Annotated in this window: 13 protein-coding genes; 11 read left to right on the top strand and 2 right to left on the bottom strand. The window is 74.9% G+C overall.

Going from position 1 to position 17,854, the window contains the following annotated elements:
- Positions 1 to 126: 126 nt before the first annotated feature.
- The 8 genes from OSR43_RS15525 (at position 127) to OSR43_RS15490 (ending at position 11,308) form a co-directional block, all read left to right on the top strand.
- Positions 127 to 480 (top strand): L-rhamnose mutarotase, encoded by a 354-nt coding sequence (locus OSR43_RS15525; protein ID WP_302267530.1) that lies wholly within the window; start codon positions 127 to 129, stop codon positions 478 to 480.
- Positions 481 to 579: 99 nt separating this feature from the next.
- The gene (gene rhaI / locus OSR43_RS15520) at positions 580 to 1,758 is read left to right on the top strand and encodes an L-rhamnose isomerase (RefSeq protein WP_302267529.1); all 1,179 of its coding nucleotides are present in this window, start codon (positions 580 to 582) and stop codon (positions 1,756 to 1,758) included.
- 4 nt (positions 1,759 to 1,762) lie between these two features.
- Entirely contained in the window at positions 1,763 to 3,823 is a 2,061-nt protein-coding gene (locus OSR43_RS15515; protein WP_302267528.1) for a bifunctional aldolase/short-chain dehydrogenase, read from the top strand.
- Positions 3,820 to 5,313, top strand: a complete 1,494-nt coding sequence (locus OSR43_RS15510; RefSeq protein WP_302267527.1) for a rhamnulokinase family protein — start codon at positions 3,820 to 3,822, stop codon at positions 5,311 to 5,313. The genes OSR43_RS15515 and OSR43_RS15510 overlap by 4 nt, the downstream gene beginning before the upstream one ends.
- Before the next feature lie 50 nt (positions 5,314 to 5,363).
- On the top strand, positions 5,364 to 8,360 hold the full coding sequence (locus tag OSR43_RS15505; RefSeq protein WP_302267526.1) for a glycosyl hydrolase: 2,997 nt from the start codon (positions 5,364 to 5,366) through the stop codon (positions 8,358 to 8,360).
- 31 nt (positions 8,361 to 8,391) lie between these two features.
- The gene (locus OSR43_RS15500; protein ID WP_302267525.1) at positions 8,392 to 9,192 is read left to right on the top strand and encodes a (Fe-S)-binding protein; all 801 of its coding nucleotides are present in this window, start codon (positions 8,392 to 8,394) and stop codon (positions 9,190 to 9,192) included.
- A 17-nt stretch (positions 9,193 to 9,209) separates the two neighbouring features.
- Entirely contained in the window at positions 9,210 to 10,700 is a 1,491-nt protein-coding gene (locus tag OSR43_RS15495) for a lactate utilization protein B (protein ID WP_302271699.1), read from the top strand.
- Complete coding sequence (locus tag OSR43_RS15490; RefSeq protein WP_302267524.1) at positions 10,697 to 11,308, top strand: lactate utilization protein C; 612 nt, start codon at positions 10,697 to 10,699, stop codon at positions 11,306 to 11,308. Before OSR43_RS15495 ends, OSR43_RS15490 begins: the two co-directional genes overlap by 4 nt.
- A 51-nt stretch (positions 11,309 to 11,359) precedes the next feature.
- On the opposite strand, the gene OSR43_RS15485 is transcribed toward OSR43_RS15490, so the two are convergent.
- Complete coding sequence (locus OSR43_RS15485; protein WP_302267523.1) at positions 11,360 to 11,752, bottom strand: VOC family protein; 393 nt, start codon at positions 11,750 to 11,752, stop codon at positions 11,360 to 11,362.
- 145 nt (positions 11,753 to 11,897) lie between these two features.
- Between OSR43_RS15485 and OSR43_RS15480 the strand changes: the two genes are divergently transcribed.
- Entirely contained in the window at positions 11,898 to 14,723 is a 2,826-nt protein-coding gene (locus OSR43_RS15480; protein ID WP_302267522.1) for a crotonase/enoyl-CoA hydratase family protein, read from the top strand.
- 131 nt (positions 14,724 to 14,854) lie between these two features.
- Here OSR43_RS15480 and OSR43_RS15475 read toward each other — a convergent pair whose 3' ends face one another.
- Positions 14,855 to 15,931, bottom strand: a complete 1,077-nt coding sequence (locus OSR43_RS15475; RefSeq protein WP_302267521.1) for a hypothetical protein — start codon at positions 15,929 to 15,931, stop codon at positions 14,855 to 14,857.
- Positions 15,932 to 16,015: 84 nt separating this feature from the next.
- On the opposite strand from OSR43_RS15475, the gene OSR43_RS15470 reads away from it, so the two are divergent.
- Together OSR43_RS15470 and OSR43_RS15465 are read left to right on the top strand one after the other, a co-directional pair.
- The gene (locus tag OSR43_RS15470; protein ID WP_302267520.1) at positions 16,016 to 16,312 is read left to right on the top strand and encodes a hypothetical protein; all 297 of its coding nucleotides are present in this window, start codon (positions 16,016 to 16,018) and stop codon (positions 16,310 to 16,312) included.
- A gap of 76 nt (positions 16,313 to 16,388) precedes the next feature.
- Positions 16,389 to 17,813, top strand: a complete 1,425-nt coding sequence (locus tag OSR43_RS15465; RefSeq protein ID WP_302267519.1) for an SIR2 family protein — start codon at positions 16,389 to 16,391, stop codon at positions 17,811 to 17,813.
- The last annotated feature ends 41 nt before the right edge of the window (positions 17,814 to 17,854 follow it).

Below are 17,854 nucleotides of genomic sequence, written 5' to 3'. Positions count from 1 at the left end.
CGACGGCACCACCGGCAGCACCCGTTCCACGAGCAGCACCTGAGGTCCGCCGGGGCGTGCGACCCACGCCCCGGCGGCCCCCGCAGCAAGCAACCGCCAGCCAGCCAGCAGTCGAGGAGAGTCGCCGTGCACCGCGTGTGCTTCCAGCTCCAGGTCAAGCCCGACCGGATCGAGGAGTACAAGGAGCGCCACCGGGCCGTGTGGCCCGACATGCTCCGGGCGCTCCACGAGACCGGCTGGCACAACTACTCGCTCTTCCTGCGCCCCGACGGCCTCCTGGTCGGCTACCTCGAGACGCCGTCGCTGGAGCAGGCCCAGGCCGGCATGGACGCCACCGAGGTCAACGCCCGGTGGCAGGCCGAGATGGGGGAGCTGTTCGAGGAGCTCGACGGCGTCCCGCCCGACCAGGGCTTCCTGCAGCTCGAGGAGGTCTTCCACCTCGAGGACCAGCTCGACCGGCTCGGGGAGCCCGAGGCCTGATCCCCGCTCCGCCCGCACCACCCCCGCAGCCCCCGTGGCCTGCCCGCCACCCGCGGGCCTTCGCGCCGTTCGGCATGAAACGTTTCAATCGGAGATGAGATGACTGACTTCGCCCAGATCGCCCCCCAGCTCGAGGGGCAGGCCATCGAGCTGCCCTCGTGGGCGTTCGGCAACTCCGGCACCCGGTTCAAGGTGTTCGGCTCGCCCGGCACGGCCCGCACCGTGGAGGAGAAGGTCGCCGACGCCGCGACCGTGCACCGCTTCACCGGCCTCGCGCCGTCGGTCGCCCTCCACATCCCGTGGGACCTCGTCGACGACTACGCCGCGCTGCGCCGGTACGCCGAGGACCACGGCGTGCGGCTCGGGACGATCAACTCCAACACCTTCCAGGACGACGACTACAAGCTCGGCGCCCTGACCCACACCGACGCCAAGATCCGCCAGAAGGCGATCGACCACCACTTCGAGTGCATCGACGTCATGGACGCCACCGGATCGCGCGACCTGAAGATCTGGCTCGCCGAGGGCAGCAACTACCCCGGCCAGGCCGACCTGCGCGCGCGCCAGGACCGGCTGCACGAGTCGCTCTCGGCGATCTACGACCGGCTCGGCGAGGACCAGCGGCTGGTGCTGGAGTACAAGTTCTTCGAGCCGGCCTTCTACCACACCGACGTCCCGGACTGGGGCACGTCGTACGTCCAGGTCGCGGCTCTCGGCGACCGCGCCGTGGTCTGCCTCGACACCGGCCACCACGCGCCGGGCACGAACATCGAGTTCATCGTCATGCAGCTGCTGCGCCTGGGCCGGCTCGGCTCCTTCGACTTCAACAGCCGCTTCTACGCCGACGACGACCTCATCGTCGGGTCGGCCGACCCCTTCCAGCTCTTCCGCATCCTGTTCGAGGTGATCCGCGGCGGCGGCTACGGCCCCGCGAACCCCGACGGGCACAGCGACGTCGCGTTCATGCTCGACCAGTGCCACAACATCGAGGCGAAGATCCCCGGCCAGATCCGCTCGGTGCTCAACGTGCAGGAGATGACGGCGCGCGCGCTGCTCGTGGACCGCGCGGCGCTCACCGTCGCCCAGGAGGCCGGTGACGTGCTCGGCGCGAACGAGATCTTCATGGACGCCTTCTCCACCGACGTCCGCGCCGACCTCGCCGCCTGGCGCGAGCAGCGCGGCCTCCCCGCCAACCCGATGCGCGCGTACGCCGAGTCGGGCCACCAGCAGCAGATCGAGGCGGACCGCATCGGCGGCACGCAGGCAGGATGGAACTGAGGACATGACCGACTCCAGCACCGCGAAGCAGACCAACCCCGCGGCCGCCGCGCTGATCGAGCGGTCCAACCGCCTCGGCGCGGACCCCAAGAACACCAACTACGCGGGCGGCAACACCTCCGCCAAGGGCACCGAGACCGACCCGGTGACCGGCGAGCCGGTCGAGCTGCTGTGGGTCAAGGGCTCCGGCGGCGACCTCGGCACCCTCCGGGAGCCCGGCCTCGCCGTGCTCCGCCTGGACCGGATGCGCGCCCTCGTCGACGTCTACCCCGGCATCGACCGCGAGGACGAGATGGTCGCGGCCTTCGACTACTGCCTGCACGGCAAGGGCGGCGCCGCGCCGTCGATCGACACCGCCATGCACGGGCTCGTCGACGCCGCGCACGTCGACCACCTGCACCCCGACTCCGGCATCGCGATCGCGACCGCCGCCGACGGCGAGGCGCTCACCAAGGAGATCTTCGGCGGGAAGGTCGTCTGGGTCCCGTGGCGCCGACCGGGCTTCCAGCTCGGCCTCGACATCGCCGCGATCAAGGCGGCCAACCCCAACGCGGTCGGCTGCATCCTCGGCGGCCACGGCATCACCGCGTGGGGCGAGACCAGCGAGGAGGCCGAGGCCCGCTCGCTGTGGATCATCGACACCGCGGCCGACTACATCGCCGAGAACAGCACGGCCGAGCCGTTCGGCCCCGCGCTGGAGGGGTACGCAGCGCTGCCGAACGCCGAGCGCCGCGCCAAGGCCGCCGCCCTCGCCCCGACCATCCGGGGCATCGCCTCGGCGGACCGGCCCATGGTCGGCCACTTCACCGACGCCGACGTCGTCCTGGACTTCCTCGCGCACGCCGAGCACCCGCGGCTGGCCGCGCTGGGCACCTCCTGCCCCGACCACTTCCTGCGCACCAAGGTCAAGCCGCTCGTGCTGGACCTGCCCGCGGGCGCCTCGGTCGAGGACAGCATCGCCCGGCTCCGGGAGCTCGCGGTGTCCTACCGCGAGGACTACCAGGCCTACTACGACCGGCACGCGACCCCGGACAGCCCGGCGATCCGCGGCAAGGACCCGCTGATCGTGCTGGTGCCCGGCGTCGGCATGTTCTCCTTCGGCAAGGACAAGCAGACCGCGCGCGTGGCCGGCGAGTTCTACGTCAACGCCATCAACGTGATGCGCGGGGCCGAGGGCCTCTCGACGTACGCGCCGATCGACGAGGCGGAGAAGTTCCGCATCGAGTACTGGGCGCTGGAGGAGGCCAAGCTCCAGCGGATGCCGAAGCCCAAGCCGCTCGCCACCCGGATCGCGCTGGTCACCGGTGCCGCCGGCGGCATCGGCAAGGCCACCGCCAAGCGGCTCGCCGCCGAGGGTGCCTGCGTCGTCGTCGCCGACCTGTCGCTGGAGAAGGCCGAGGCCGCCGCGGCGGAGATCGGCGGCCCGGACGTGGCCGTCGGCGTCGCCGCCGACGTCAGCAAGGCCGACGCCGTCCAGGCCATGGTCGACGCGGCCGTGCTCGCCTTCGGCGGCCTCGACCTGGTCGTCAACAACGCCGGGCTCTCGCTGTCCAAGGCGCTGCTCGACACGACCGAGGCCGACTGGGACCTGCAGCACGACGTGATGGCCAAGGGCTCGTTCCTGGTGTCCAAGGCGACCGCGAGGGTGATGGTCGAGCAGGAGATGGGCGGCGACATCGTCTACATCTCCAGCAAGAACTCGATCTTCGCCGGCCCCAACAACATCGCCTACTCCGCCGCGAAGGCCGACCAGGCCCACCAGGTGCGCCTGCTCGCCGCCGAGCTGGGCGCCCACGGCATCAAGGTCAACGGCGTCAACCCCGACGGCGTCGTCCAGGGCTCGGGCATCTTCGCCAGCGGCTGGGGAGCCAACCGGGCCGCGGTCTACGGCGTGGAGGAGAAGGACCTGGGCAAGTTCTACGCCCAGCGCACCATCCTCAAGCGCGAGGTGCTGCCGGAGAACATCGCCAACGCGGTGTTCGTCCTGTGCACCTCCGACCTGTCGCACACCACCGGCCTGCACGTGCCGGTCGACGCCGGCGTCGCCGCCGCGTTCCTGCGGTGACGGCTCCGACCCGGCCGGTGCGCGTCGCGGCCGTCGACCTCGGGGCCACCAGCGGCCGCGTGATGGCCGGCCGGGTCGGGCCGCGCTCGCTCCACCTGGAGGAGGTGCACCGCTTCCCCAACGGGGGAGTGCGCGCGCACGGCTCGCTGTTCTGGGACGTGCTCGGCATCCACCGCGAGCTGCTCGCGGGTGTCCGGGAGGTGGCCCGCACCGGGCCGCTCGACGGCATCGGCATCGACTCCTGGGCGGTCGACTACGGCCTGCTGGACCGCGACGGCCACCTGCTCGGCAACCCCTACAGCCACCGCGACGCGCGCACCGACGGTGTCGCGGCGCGGGTGCTGCAGCAGGTGGGCGCGGCGGAGATGTACGCGACCACGGGCCTCCAGCAGCTGCCGTTCAACACCGTCTACCAGCTGGTCGCGGCGCGGGGGACCGCGGCCCTCGAGGCGGCCGAGACGCTGCTGCTGCTGCCGGACCTGCTCGGCTACTGGCTGACCGGGGCCGTCGGCGCCGAGCGCACCAACGCCTCCACCACCGGGCTGTACGACGTCCGCTCGGGCGGCTGGGCCACCGACCTCGCCGCCCGGGTCGGCCTGCCGTGGGCGGTCCTGCCGCCGCTGCGCGACCCCGGCGACCTGGTCGGCCGGGTCCTGCCCGAGGTGGCCGCCCAGCTCGGGACCACCACCGACCTGCCGGTGGTCGCGGTCGGCTCGCACGACACCGCCTCCGCGGTCGTCGGCGTGCCGGCCACCGAGGACGACTTCGCCTACATCTCCTCCGGCACCTGGTCGCTGGTCGGGCTGGAGCTGGACGAGCCGGTGCTCACCGAGGCGGCCCGGCTGGCCGACTTCACCAACGAGGGCGGCGTCGACGGGACCGTGCGGTTCCTCAAGAACGTCATGGGCCTGTGGGTGCTCTCGGAGTCGGTCCGCGCCTGGGCCGACGAGCGGATCGCCGGCGCCGACCTGCCCTCCCTGCTGGCCGGCGCCGCCGACGCCCCGGCCCTGCGCACCGTCGTGGACATCAACGACCCGCGCCTGCTGCCCCCGGGCACCTCCGCCGCCACGAGCATGCCGGCACGGATCGCCCGGCTCGCCGAGGAGGCCGGCGAGCCCGTCCCGCGCACGCCGGTCGCGGTGACCCGGTGCATCCTCGACAGCCTCGCCCTGGCCTACCGCCGCCACCTGCGCGTCGCGGCGGACCTCGCCGGCCGGGCGCCGACCGTCGTGCACGTGGTCGGCGGCGGCTCGCAGAACCACCTGCTCTGCCAGCTCACCGCCGACGCCACCGGCCTGCCGGTGCTCGCCGGGCCGTCGGAGGCCGCGGCGCTCGGCAACGTGCTGGTGCAGGCCCGCTCGCTGGGGGCCGGGCTGCCGGACCTGGCCGCCATGCGCGACCTCGTGCGGCGTACCCACGAGCTCCACCGCTTCGAGCCGCGCCCGGGGCTCGACTGGGACGGCGCCGAGGCGCGCGTCACCAGCGCCTGACCCCGCCGGGCACCTCCCCTCACCCACCACCCCTCACCTCTCGGAGAACCATGAGCCAGCCCCCCACGCTCGCCGTCCGCCGTCGTTCGCTCTTCGGTGCCGCCGCCGCGGCCGCCGGTGTCGCGGCCCTCGCCGACCCCGTCGCCTCCTCCGCCTCGGCGGCGCCCGGCAAGCCGCACCCGGGCTCCCTGCCCCGGGACCTGGTCCGCGCGTTCGCCGAGCCCGGCACCGGGACGGCCGCGGGCTTCCGCTGGTGGTGGCCGCACGGCCTCGTCGACCCGCGCGAGGTCGCCCGCGAGGTCGACCAGGTCGCCGACGCCGGCTTCGGCATCCTCGAGGTCGCCGACGTCACCCACTCGCTGCGGGCGCGCGACATCGAGATCGACCTCGAGCGCCACGGCTGGGGGAGCCCCTCGTGGGTCGCGGGCGTCAAGGCCGCGCTCGAGCGGGGCGCGAAGCGCGACGTGCGCATCGACATCACCGTCGGTCCGTCCTGGCCCGCCGCCGTCCCCACGATCACCCCCGACGACGACGCCGCCTGCACCGAGCTCGCCCACGGGCGCGCCGACGTCGCGGCCGGCTCGTCGTACGACGGCCCGGTCCCCGAGCCGGCTGTGCCGGCCGCGAGCGCCGCCACCCGCCGCGAGCTGGTCGCCGTCCAGGCCTTCCGGGACCTCGGCACGGTCAAGGCCGTCACGACCCTCGACCGGTCCTCGCTGGTCGACCTCACCGACCAGGTCCGTGACGGGAGGCTCACCTGGACCCCGCCCGCCGACGGTGCCTGGACGGTGCTGTCGTACTGGCGTCGCGGCTCCGCGCAGGAGCCCGAGGCGGGTCCGCACACCAACCCGCGGTCGTGGGTCGTCGACCACTTCAGCGCCGCCGGCTCCGACGCCGTCGTCGAGCTGTGGCAGGACCGCGTCCTCGACAAGGAGATGCGCCGCCTGCTGGCCAAGGCCGGCGGTTACCTCTTCGAGGACTCCCTCGAGATCGAGACCGACGCGACGATCTGGACGCCGCGCATGCTCGCGGAGTTCCGCGAGCGGGCCGGCTACGACCTGCTCCCGCACCTGCCCGCCGTCGTCGAGGCCCACGAGAAGTACCTGTTCGCCTTCACCGACGCCGTCGCCACCACGCGGGTGCGCGACGACTTCAACCAGGTGCTCAGCGACCTCTACCGCGACCACCACCTGCTGCCGCTGCAGCGGTTCGCGCGCAGCCTGGGCCTGGGCCTGCGGGTGCAGCCCTACGGGCTCGAGACCGACACCGTCGAGCACGCCGCCCTGCTCGACGTCCCGGAGACCGAGTCGCTGGGCTTCAAGAACCTCGACGACTACCGCGTCATGGCCGGTGGCCGGGACATGGCCGGCCACACGCTGCTCTCCTGCGAGGCGGCCTGCTACTTCGGCGCGGCCTACAACACCACGTGGGACCGCGCGCTGCAGACCCTCAACAGCATCTTCGCCGCCGGTGTGAACTCCGCCGTGCTGCACGGCTTCGCCTACGCCGACGCCCCGGGCGTCACCTGGCCGGGCTTCGCCGCGTTCTCGCCGTACTACGACGGTGCGGTGGGGTACGGCGAGGCCTGGGGCCCGCGGACCCCGCAGTGGCGGCACGTGCCCGACGTCGCGGCGTACCTCGCCCGCACCCAGCTGGTCCTGCAGACGGGCGTGCCGAAGTACGACGTGGTCTTCCTGCGGCAGAAGGGCTGGACCTCCACCGGAATCGGCGCCCCGTGGGCCACCAACGACGGCATCCCGCTCGGCTGGACCCACTCCTTCGCCACCCCGGCGCTGCTCGACCTCCCGCTGGCCACGGTCCGCGGGGGAGTGCTCGCGCCCGACGGGCCGACGTACAAGGCCGTCGTCGTGGGTCCCGACCAGTTCCGCGGCCAGGAGCGCACCATCGCCGTGGCCACCGCGCGCCGGCTCCTCGAGCTGGGCCGCGCCGGCCTGCCCGTCGTGCTCCGCGGGGACTGGACGACCGCCGAGCCGGTCGGGCTGCCGCAGGACGGCGAGACCGCGGAGGTCCGACGCCTGGTCGCCGAGCTCGCCGCCCTCCCGACCACGCGTGCCGCCGCCACCGACGCCGACATCCCGCTCGCCCTGGCCGCGCTCGGGGTGGTCCGCGACGTCGAGCACGAGCGCTCGACGGTGGCGCACGTGCGCCGGGTGGTCGGGGACACCGACCTGTACTACCTGGCCAACGCCAAGCACGCGGAGAACCGGCGCCTGGTGCGGGTCACCCAGGACGTCTGGCTCACCAGCACCCGCGGCGACGCGGTGCCGTACCTCCTCGACGCCTGGACCGGGACGATCACGCCGCTGGCGGCGTACGAGCGCCAGGGCCGGCGCGTCCGGGTCCGCGTCGACCTGCTCCCCGGCCAGTCGACCGTCGTCGCGCTCGGCGCGCCCCACCCGGGCGACCGCACCCCCGCCGTGGTCGCCTCGACCGGTGACGTGCGGCGCGACGACCGCGGGCTCCTGCTGCGGGCGGCCACGCCCGGCCGGCACACCGCGACGCTCGCCGGCGGCCGGCAGGTGGCCACCACGGTCGCCCGGGTGCACGAGCCGGTCGTCCCGGCCAGGTGGGAGCTGGTCGTCGAGGACTGGCAGCCGGGCCGGACGGCGACCGAGACCGTCCGGCCGCTGCGCCGCGCCGAGCTCACGACCCTCGTACCGTGGTCGCGCGTCCCGGGGCTGGAGGACGTCTCCGGCGTCGGCCGCTACCGCACCGTGGTCGAGCTCGACAGGTCCTGGGGGCCCGAGGACGGCGCCCTGCTCGAGCTCGGCGAGGTCAACGACACCTTCCGGGTGACCGTCAACGGCCGGGCGCTGCCGCCGTGCGACGTCCTCGACACCACCGTCGACCTGGGACACACGCTGCGAGCCGGTCGCAACGTGGTGGAGGTCGAGGTGACGAGTACACTGATCAATCGTTTGCGCACCGTCACGCCCGAGGTGTACGGCGTCGCAGCGCGGCAGGACTACGGCCTCGTCGGCCCGGTCCGGCTCGTCCCCTACGTCGAGAGGAAGCTGACCACCTGATGGATCCCCACGGGAGTGCGAGGGTAGAGCCATGCGCGTCGCACTGATGGTCACCTGCGTCAACGACGCGATGTTCCCCGAGACCGGCAAGGCGGTCGTCCGGCTGCTGCGCCGGCTCGGGGTGGACGTGGAGTTCCCCGCGGCCCAGACCTGCTGCGCGCAGCCGATGGTCAACACCGGCTACCTCGACGAGGCCGTGCCGGTGGTGCGGACCTTCGTCGACGCGTTCGCCGGGTACGACGCCGTCGTGACCCCCAGCGGGTCGTGCGCGGGGTCCGCGCGGCACCAGCACGGCCTCGTGGCGCGCCGCTCCGGTGACGCCGGGCTGGCCGCCGCGGTCGCGGAGACCTCGCCGAAGGTCTACGAGCTGAGCGAGTTCCTCGTCGACGTGCTCGGCGTGGTCGACGTGGGCGCCTACTTCCCGCACACCGTGACCTACCACCCGACCTGCCACTCGCTGCGGATGCTCGGCGTCGGCGACCGGCCCCGGCAGCTGCTGGAGAACGTCCGCGGCCTGCGCCTGCTGGACCTGCCGCAGGCCGAGCAGTGCTGCGGTTTCGGCGGGACGTTCGCGGTCAAGAACGCCGACACCTCGGTGGCGATGGGCGCGGACAAGGCGCGCCACGTCCGCGAGACCGGCGCGGAGGTGCTAGTGGCCGGGGACAACTCCTGCCTGATGCACGTCGGCGGCGTGCTGTCGCGCCAGCAGGCCGGCGTACGCGTCGTGCACCTCGCCGAGATCCTCGCCTCGACCGAGGAGGGCGCGAGCGGACCGCCTGGTGGGGCCTCGGCTCATCCCGAGGTCGAGCTGGCACGGGGGGAGCAGCGGTGAGCGCGACGTTCGTCGGGATGCCGGCGTTCCCGACCGCCGCGCGGTCCGCGCTGGCCGACACCCAGCTGCGCCACAACCTGGCCCACGCCACCTCGACGATCCGCGCCAAGCGGGCCGCCGTCGTCGGCGAGGTCGAGGAGTGGGAGGAGCTGCGGCTCGCGGGCGCGGCGGTCAAGGAGGCCGCCCTCCGTGACCTCGACACCCACCTGGTGCGGCTCGAGGAGTCGCTGACCGCCCGCGGCGCGACGGTCCACTGGGCCCGCGACGCCGCGGAGGCCAACGAGATCGTCGCCCGGGTCGCCCGCGACCACGGCGCCGACGAGGTCGTGAAGGTCAAGTCGATGGCCACCCAGGAGATCGGCCTGAACGAGGCGCTGGCCGAGCACGGCATCGCCGCGTGGGAGACCGACCTCGCCGAGCTCATCGTGCAGCTCGGCGACGACCTGCCCAGCCACATCCTGGTCCCGGCGATCCACCGGAACCGGGCCGAGGTGCGCGAGATCTTCCTGCGTGCGATGGGCGAGGTCGGGCGACCGGCGCCGGCCGACCTCACCGACGAGCCGGCCGTCCTGGCCGGCGCCGCCCGGGAGCACCTGCGCGAGAAGTTCCTGCGCGCCAAGGTCGCGGTCTCGGGGGCGAACTTCGCCGTCGCCGAGACCGGCACGCTGGTCGTGGTGGAGTCCGAGGGCAACGGCCGGATGTGCCTGACCCTGCCCGAGGTGCTCATCAGCGTCGTCGGCATCGAGAAGGTCGTGCCGACGTTCGCCGAGCTCGACCCGCTGCTGCGGCTGCTGCCGCGGTCCTCGACCGGTGAGCGGATGAACCCCTACACCTCGACCTGGACCGGCGTCACGGCCGGCGACGGGCCGCAGGAGGTGCACGTCGTCCTGCTCGACAACGGGCGCACCCGGGCGCTGGCCGACGACGTCGGGCGGCAGGCGCTGCGCTGCATCCGGTGCTCGGCCTGCCTCAACGCCTGCCCGGTCTACGAGCGGGCCGGGGGCCACGCCTACGGCTCGGTCTACCCCGGCCCGATCGGCGCGATCCTGAACCCGCTGATGAAGGGGACCGGCGACCCCCAGACCGACTCGCTGCCGTACGCCTCCTCGCTGTGCGGCGCGTGCTTCGAGGTCTGCCCCGTGCGCATCGACATCCCGGAGGTGCTGGTCCACCTGCGCTCGAAGGTGGTCGACAGCCACCGCGACGACACCGTCCCCAAGGCCGAGGCGGTGGCGATGAAGGCGGCGGCCTGGTCCTTCGGCGACAGCCGCCGGCTGGGCTGGGTCGAGAGGGCCTCCGGCGTCGCCGGGCGCGTGCTCACCCGCTTCGGACGCACGACGCTGCCGGGCGGCCGCTCCGCCGCCGGGCGCATCCCCGGCCCGGGTGCCGCCGCCTGGACCGGCGCCCGCGACCTGCCCGCCCCGCCGCGGGAGTCGTTCCGCGCGTGGTGGCGGCGGACCGACGGTGGCCGGGCCGATGGTGGCCGGACGGACGGAGGACGCTCATGACCAGCGCACGCGACGAGATCCTGGGCCGGGTGCGCTCGGCGCTGGACGGGGTGGACCGGACGGCGCCCGAGGCCCCGGCGCCGCGGATCACGCCGGCGGCGGACCTGGTCGGGCACTTCGCCGACCGGGTCGAGCACTACCGCGCCGTCGTCGAGCGCTGCGCCCCCGCCGACGTCGAGGCGACCGTCGTCGCCGCCCTCGCCCGGCACCTGCCGGGCGGGTCCGGCACGGTGGTCGTGCCGGCGGGCCTGTCGTTCGACGTGGCGGGTGCCGTGGTCGACACGGGCCTCACCGCCCTGCAGCTCGACCGGGTCGACGCCGTGGTCACCGAGGCGGCGGTCGGCGTCGCCGAGACCGGCACGATCGTGCTGGACCACGGCCCCGGCCAGGGCCGGCGCGCGGTCACGCTGGTGCCCGACCGGCACGTGTGCGTCGTCCGCGCCGAGCAGGTCGTGCCCGACGTGCCCGACGCGCTCGCCCGGCTCGACCCGCTGCGCCCGATGACCTGGATCAGCGGCCCCTCGGCCACCAGCGACATCGAGCTCGACCGGGTCGAGGGCGTCCACGGCCCGCGCACCCTGCACGTGGTCGTCGTCGACCCCGCCTGACCCGCCCGGCGTCGTCGCGGGTGACGGGGGAGCACCGCCGGCCGGGACGGCTCAGCCCATCGCGGACATGTCCATGTGCATGACCTCCCAGACGTGGCCGTCGGGGTCGCGGAAGGAGCCGCCGTACATCGGGCCCTCGCCGGTCCGCGCGTCGGCGTCGGTGGCGCCGGCCGCGGCGGCGCGGGTGCACAGCTCGTCGACCTCCTCGCGGCTCTCGGCGGAGAGGCAGACCAGCACCTCGGTGCCGCCCGCGGAGGTGGTGCCGTGGAAGGAGTGGAAGAACTCCTCCTGCAGCAGCATCGCGCTGCACTGCTCGTTGAGGACCAGGCACGCGGCCTTGCCGTCGCTGAACTGCTCGTCGAACGTGAGGCCGAGAGCGGTCCAGAAGTCGCGTGCGCGCTGGACGTCGGCGACGGGGAGGTTCAGGAAGATCATGCGGCTCATCGGGGTCTCCTGCGGGTCGGGGTGAGTGGCTGCCGGAGGAGACCGTGGCCGGACGCCGGACTCATCGGCGGCCAGGGAGCGGGGATTCCGCTACCCTCCCCAACAAACAGTCACGCCTGACTGTTTGTTGCCCCCGGGAGTCCGCATGAGCGAGTCCGACCTGCCCACCCAGCCCGCCGGCTACCCGCGCGTGGTGCGCGCGTCCGCGGACGTCGCCGCGCCGCTCGCCCTGGCGCAGGGCCTGGTCGCCGACCTCTCGCAGTACGCCGCGTGGCTGAGCCTGCACGCGTCGTTCCGCGGGTCGCCGCCGGAGGTGGCCAGCGTGGGGGACACCTTCGAGGAGCAGGTCACCTTGATGGGGATCCCGGCCGACATCGCCTGGACCGTCGTCGCGGCCGACGACGGCCTGGTCGGCCTCGAGGGCACCGGCCCGATGGACCTGGTGCTCGGGCTGCGGACCAGCGTCACCGGCACCGACGGGTCGGTCCGCGTCGCGGTGGAGGCCGGCATCGGCGGGGACCCGGTCGAGGGCCCGCTCGGCGCGACGGTCGCGGCCAGCGTCGAGGAGGCGCTGACGGAGTCCGCGACCCGGTTCGCCGGGCTCGCCGCCGAGCTCGCCGCGGACCCGGCCGTGGCCGCGGGCGGCCGGTTCCCGCGCCGTACCGTCGTCCACGAGCGCACCGGCGCCCGCCTCGACCCCAGCACGCCGGTCCTCGTCGGCGTCGGGCAGGTCACCCAGCGCGAGCCCGACCTCGGCGCGCCCGAGGACCCGGTCGCGCTCGCCGTCGAGGCGCTGCGCCGCGCGGGCGCGGACAGCGGCGTGGGCTCGGAGCTGCTGGCGGCGGCCGACGCGGTGTACGCCGTCGCGAGCGCGTCGTGGACCTACCGCGACGCCGCCGCCCTGGTCGCCGAGGCGCTCGGCGCCGAGCCGGACGAGACCGCGATGTCCGCGCCGTACGGCGGCGACGCCGGCCAGGTCCTCGTCAACACCGCCGGCCAGGCGGTCGCCGAGGGGCGCGCCGACGTCGTGCTGGTCTGCGGCGCGGAGGCCGGCGCCACCCTCGCCGCGGCGCAGAAGCGGGGCATCGACCTCGACTGGCCGACCCAGCCCGCCGACGTGGCGCCCGACCGGGTGATCGGCAGCGACCGCGAGGCCAACAACGGGCCGGAGTCGGCGGCCGGCCTGACCGTGCCGGTCTACACCTACGCGCTGATGGAGTCCGCCGTGCGGGCGAAGGCCGGCGAGTCCCCCGAGGAGCACCTGCGCACCATCACGGGCCTGTGGTCGCGCCTCTCCGAGGTCGCCGCGGGCAACGAGCACGCCTGGCTCCCGAAGGCGTTCACGCCCGAGGAGCTCGCGACGCCCGGCGGCGGCAACCGGATGATCAGCGAGCCCTACCCGAAGCTGCTGTGCGCGAACCTCACCGTCGACCTCGCCGCCGGCGTCGTCGTCACCAGCGTCGCGGCCGCCGACGCGCTCGGCATCCCCCAGGACAAGTGGGTCTTCCTGCACGCCGGGGCCGCGGCGTACGACGAGTGGTTCGTCTCCGAGCGGCGCGACCTCGCAGCCTCGCCGGCGATCCGGGCGATCGGCGAGGCGGCGTTCGCGCACGCCGGCATCGGTCCCGACGACGTCGACCACGTCGACCTCTACTCCTGCTTCCCGGCGGCGGTGCAGATCGCGGCGGGCGAGCTCGGGTTCCCGCTCGACGACCCGCGGCGGCCGCTGTCGGTGACCGGCGGGCTGACCTTCGCGGGGGGCCCGGGGAACAACTACGGCACCCACGCGGTCGCGACGCTCGTCGGCCGGCTGCGCGAGGACCCCGAGGCCTACGGGCTGTCGACCTCGCTCGGCTGGTTCGTGACCAAGCACGCGCTGGGCATCTACTCCGCGACGCCGCCGCGCGCGCCGTACCGCGCCCTCGCCCCGGTCCTGCTCCCCGAGCGCTCCCGCCCGGCGCTGGACACCTGGTCCGGTCCGGGCGTCGTGGAGGCGGCGACCGCGCAGTACGACCGGTCGGGTGCGCCCGAGCACGCGATCCTCAGCGTGGTGACCCCCGACGGCTCCCGGGTGCTGGTGCGCTCCGCGCAGCCCGAGGTGCTGGCGCAGGTCGTGGGCGGCGACCCGCTGCGCCGCCCGGTCGAGGTGGCCGACGCCAAGACCCTGCGCTTCACCGGCGCCGAGCGCCACGAGCTGCCCGAGCCGCCGGAGCCGCCGCTGCTGACCGAGCGCCGCGGCCCGGTGCTGGTCATCACGATCAACCGCCCCCACCGCCGCAACGCCATCGACCTGCAGACCGCCCAGCTGCTCGAGCGGGTCATCGACGCCTTCGAGGCCGACGACGAGGCGCGGGTCGCGGTGCTGACCGGGGCGGGCGGGACGTTCTCGGCCGGGATGGACCTCAAGGCCGCGGCGGGCGGCTCGTTCGCGCTGACCGACCGGCGCGGGCCGCTCGGCATCGCCGGGCTGCCGATCAGCAAGCCGGTCATCGCCGCGGTGGAGGGGCACGCGCTCGCCGGCGGCTGCGAGCTGGCCCTGGTCGCCGACCTGATCGTGGCCGCCGACGACTCCCAGTTCGGAATCCCGGAGCCCAAGCGGGGCCTCGTGGCGGCCGCCGGCGGCGTCCTGCGGCTGGCCGAGCGGCTGCCCCGGAACGTCGCCATGGAGCTCGCGCTCACCGGCAACCCGATGCCGGCGACGCGGATGGCCGAGCTCGGCCTGGTCAACCGGCTGGCCGCGCCCGGCGCCGTCCTCGACACGGCGCTCGCCCTGGCCGACGAGATCGTCGCCAACGCCCCGCTCTCGGTCGCCGCGAGCCGCCGGATCGTGCTCGAGTCGCCCGGCTGGGCGCCCGAGGAGGCCTTCGCCCGGCAGAGCGACCTCGCGGCCGTCGCGGTCATGTCCGAGGACGCCGCCGAGGGCATCGCCGCCTTCGCCGAGCACCGGGACCCGGTGTGGCGGGGTCGCTGACCGCGGCTGCGGCGTACGGGCTCATGTAACGCGCCGTTCGGTGCACTACCCGCACGTTGCAACGGGTGGGTAGATCACCGAACAGCGCGTTACATGCCGCGACACCCGCCCGCCGGCCCCGCGAGGCCCGGTCACGACCACGCCTCGACGGCCCGCTCCAGGTTCACCCACACAGCAGCCGCGGACAGGTGCTTGTCATCGGTGGTGGCGAGCCGGGCGACGAGCAGGCCGAGCTCCTCGACGGCACGTTCGGCGTCGGCGGTGGGGACGGTGGCGGCGTCCTCCTCGCGCGGGTCCTCCTCGGCGCTGCGCAGCATCGTCGCCACGGCGCGCATCGCCCGGGCCATCGTGTCGCGCAGGTCCTGCGACGGCTCGTCGTCGCGGTGCACGGCGGCGCGCTGGTCGGTGACGAGCGCGGAGACCTCGTCCACGCAGCCGGCCAGCCGTTCCAGCGCCCGCGCCTGGTCGTAGCGCCGGTCCGCGGTCTGGGTCCAGTGGCCGGCGCGCCAGTTCGCCCGCCGCGCGTCGTTGGCCTCGGCGACGAGCGCCCGCAGCTCCTCGACGTGCGGCTCGAGCCGGCGGCGCTGCTCCTCCCAGAACGAGGTGTCGAGCAGCTCCTCGGCGAGCAGACCGTCGGCCAGGCCGTCCAGCTCGTCGGCGAGCCGGTGGCGCAGGCGCGCCTGGGCCCGCGCCACGGGGGCGAGCGGCAGCTGCGGGACGAGCGCGTTGACGACGGTGGCCACGACGGCGCCGAACGCCGTCAGGCCGACGTACGCCGCGACGTACGCCTCCGGGTCGTGGCCGCCGATGATCAGCACGAACAACGCCGCGACCAGGACCCAGCCACCCATCGCGCCGAGCAGCCGGATCCCGGCGAGCAGCGTCGCGACCGCGATGGTCAGGGTCAGCGCGAGCCAGCCGGGGGCGTCGAGGAGGCCGGCCCCGGCGGCGATGAGGGCGCCGAGCGCGATCGCGCCGACGGCCTGGACGGAGGTGCGGATGGAGCCGGCGACCGTCGTCGACATCACGGCGGCGGCGCCCATGGGCGCGTAGTAGGGGTAGTCGCCGATCGGGCCGTCGAGCGGTTGCACGAGCAGCCAGGCGGCGCCCGCGGCGAGAGCTGTCTTGACCGCCAGGAGCCATCGGGGGTGCTCCCAGGAGGCGGTCCGCAGTCGTCGCCAGGGGTGGGCGGCGGGGGAGGGGGACATCGTCTGGCCCCGTACCCGCTCCACCAACGCGCGTCACCCCCTGGGGTGAGCATGGTCACAGGCGCCGGCAGGCACCGTAGGAGCATGGACATGGGGCTGGCCTCGAGCGGAGCTGGGACGGTCGCGCTGCGGACCGTCGAGCGCGGGGAGCGGCGCGACCGTCCCGCCTTCTGGTACGACGACGCGGGGACGCCACGTGACGACGTCGAGGCCGTGGCCGCGGTGCTGGCCGACCAGGGCTACGACCTGGACGCGATCGCCGGCTGGTTCACCGAGCCGAACCCCGGGCTCCCCGGCCGTGCGGCACCGGTCGACCTGCTGCCCGCCCACGTCGGCCGCGTCCTCGCGCTGGCCGGCTCCGACCGGCCCTGCGGCACCTGACCCGGGTGGCCCGGCCACGCCGCTGACGGCTCCGCCGGGTCTGCGACCGGCCGGGGCGGGGGACCGAGCGGCGGAGATGCCGACGACGTACCCAGGCCACCTGTTCCTCGTCCGCGGCCGCATCGAGACGGTCGTCCACGACGCCGCCGTCGTGCCCACGAACGACTCCGGCGAGGTCGCCGACAGCTGGCGCCCCGTGCTCGACGGCGGCCCGTCGGTCTGGTTCGTCAGCGTCGGCTCCGGTGACGGCGTCCCGCCCGCGGAGCTGGTACGCCGCGTGCTGGCCGTCGTCGAGGAGGTGGCGGCCAGCGACCTCCCGCCGGCCGGCGGACGGGTCAAGCCCGTGCTCGCGGTGCCGGTGCTCGGCCTCGAGGGCGGCGGCCACGACCGGGACCGCGGCGAGGTGCTCCAGGAGCTGCTGGCCGGGCTGCTCGACGCCGTGCAGCGGGTCGACCTCGACGTCGCCGTCGTCGTCCCGGACGCCGCGGTGCACGCCGCGGCCCAGCACGTCCGGGCCGGCCTGGCGGCGCCGCCGCTCGAGGAGGGGCTGGCCGCCGAGGCCGACCGGCTCGGCGCCCTCGCCCGTCGCGGGGACCTCGCGCTGTTCCTGGGGGCCGGCGTCAGCGTCCCGGCCGGCCTGCCGTCGTGGGGCCGGATGCTGCGGCTGCTCGCCGAGCGCACCGGCGGGCACGACGGCCCGGCGGTCGACCGGCTCACCCTCCTCGACCGGGCGCAGCTCCTCGAGCAGCGGGTGCCCGACCTCGGCGAGCGGGTCGCGGAGCTGTGCGGGGGTGCGGAGCGCGGGTCGCTGGCCCACGGGCTGCTGGCCGGCCTGGGGTGCCGGGCGACGGTGACGACGAACTACGACCGGCTCTACGAGACCGCCGTGCGCGCGGCCGGCGGGGACGTGGCGGTGCTGCCGTGGGCCAGCCCGCTCGAGGCGGCCGGCTGGGTGCTGAAGCTGCACGGCGACGTCGACCACCCCGAGAGCATCGTGCTGACCCGCCGCGACGTCGTCCGGTTCACCGCCGAGGTGGGGCCGACGGGGGCGATGCTGCAGAACCTCCTGCTCACCCGGCACCTGCTCGTCGTCGGCTCCTCGATGACCGACGACAACGTGGTCCGGCTGGCCCAGGAGGTCCAGGTGCACCGCGAGCAGCACGGCGTCGTCGGCGAGGTCGGCACGGTGCTCGACGTCGACGACGACGCCGCGCGCGGGCAGCTGTGGGGCGGGCAGCTGTCCTGGCTGACGCTCCCGGGCGGGCGGCTCGAGGAGCGGGCCCGGAACCTCGAGATCTTCCTCGACGCGGTCGCGGCACGCGCCTCCGACGACGCCCGGTGGCTGCTCGACCCCCGCTTCTCCGGCCTGCTCGACGAGGACGGGCAGGCCCTCGCCGCCGACGTACGACGCCTGCGGGCCGCGGCCGCCGAGCACGACGCGACCGGTGCCTGGCGCCCGCTGGTGGCCGCTCTCGACGCGCTGGGCGCCGGGGAGGAATGAGCGTCGTGCCCGTCGCGTAGGCTCCCGCCGCGGCACGGCGG

It is taken from the genome of Nocardioides sp. Arc9.136 (assembly GCF_030506255.1).
Classification (GTDB): domain Bacteria; phylum Actinomycetota; class Actinomycetes; order Propionibacteriales; family Nocardioidaceae; genus Nocardioides.
The sequence above is the reverse complement of the archived record's forward strand: the minus strand, read 5'-3'. Positions and strand labels throughout refer to the sequence as shown.

Excerpts from the sequence above, each read along its gene's own strand:
- OSR43_RS15500 (WP_302267525.1), top strand. The coding sequence starts at position 8,392 with ATGCGCGTCGCACTGATGGTCACCTGCGTCAACGACGCGATGTTCCCC.
- OSR43_RS15490 (WP_302267524.1), top strand. The coding sequence starts at position 10,697 with ATGACCAGCGCACGCGACGAGATCCTGGGCCGGGTGCGCTCGGCGCTG.
- OSR43_RS15470 (WP_302267520.1), top strand. The coding sequence starts at position 16,016 with ATGGACATGGGGCTGGCCTCGAGCGGAGCTGGGACGGTCGCGCTGCGG.
- OSR43_RS15505 (WP_302267526.1), top strand. The coding sequence starts at position 5,364 with ATGAGCCAGCCCCCCACGCTCGCCGTCCGCCGTCGTTCGCTCTTCGGT.
- OSR43_RS15480 (WP_302267522.1), top strand. The coding sequence starts at position 11,898 with ATGAGCGAGTCCGACCTGCCCACCCAGCCCGCCGGCTACCCGCGCGTG.
- OSR43_RS15485 (WP_302267523.1), bottom strand. The coding sequence starts at position 11,752 with ATGAGCCGCATGATCTTCCTGAACCTCCCCGTCGCCGACGTCCAGCGC.
- OSR43_RS15475 (WP_302267521.1), bottom strand. The coding sequence starts at position 15,931 with ATGTCCCCCTCCCCCGCCGCCCACCCCTGGCGACGACTGCGGACCGCC.
- OSR43_RS15495 (WP_302271699.1), top strand. The coding sequence starts at position 9,210 with ATGCCGGCGTTCCCGACCGCCGCGCGGTCCGCGCTGGCCGACACCCAG.
- OSR43_RS15515 (WP_302267528.1), top strand. The coding sequence starts at position 1,763 with ATGACCGACTCCAGCACCGCGAAGCAGACCAACCCCGCGGCCGCCGCG.
- OSR43_RS15465 (WP_302267519.1), top strand. The coding sequence starts at position 16,389 with ATGCCGACGACGTACCCAGGCCACCTGTTCCTCGTCCGCGGCCGCATC.
- rhaI (WP_302267529.1), top strand. The coding sequence starts at position 580 with ATGACTGACTTCGCCCAGATCGCCCCCCAGCTCGAGGGGCAGGCCATC.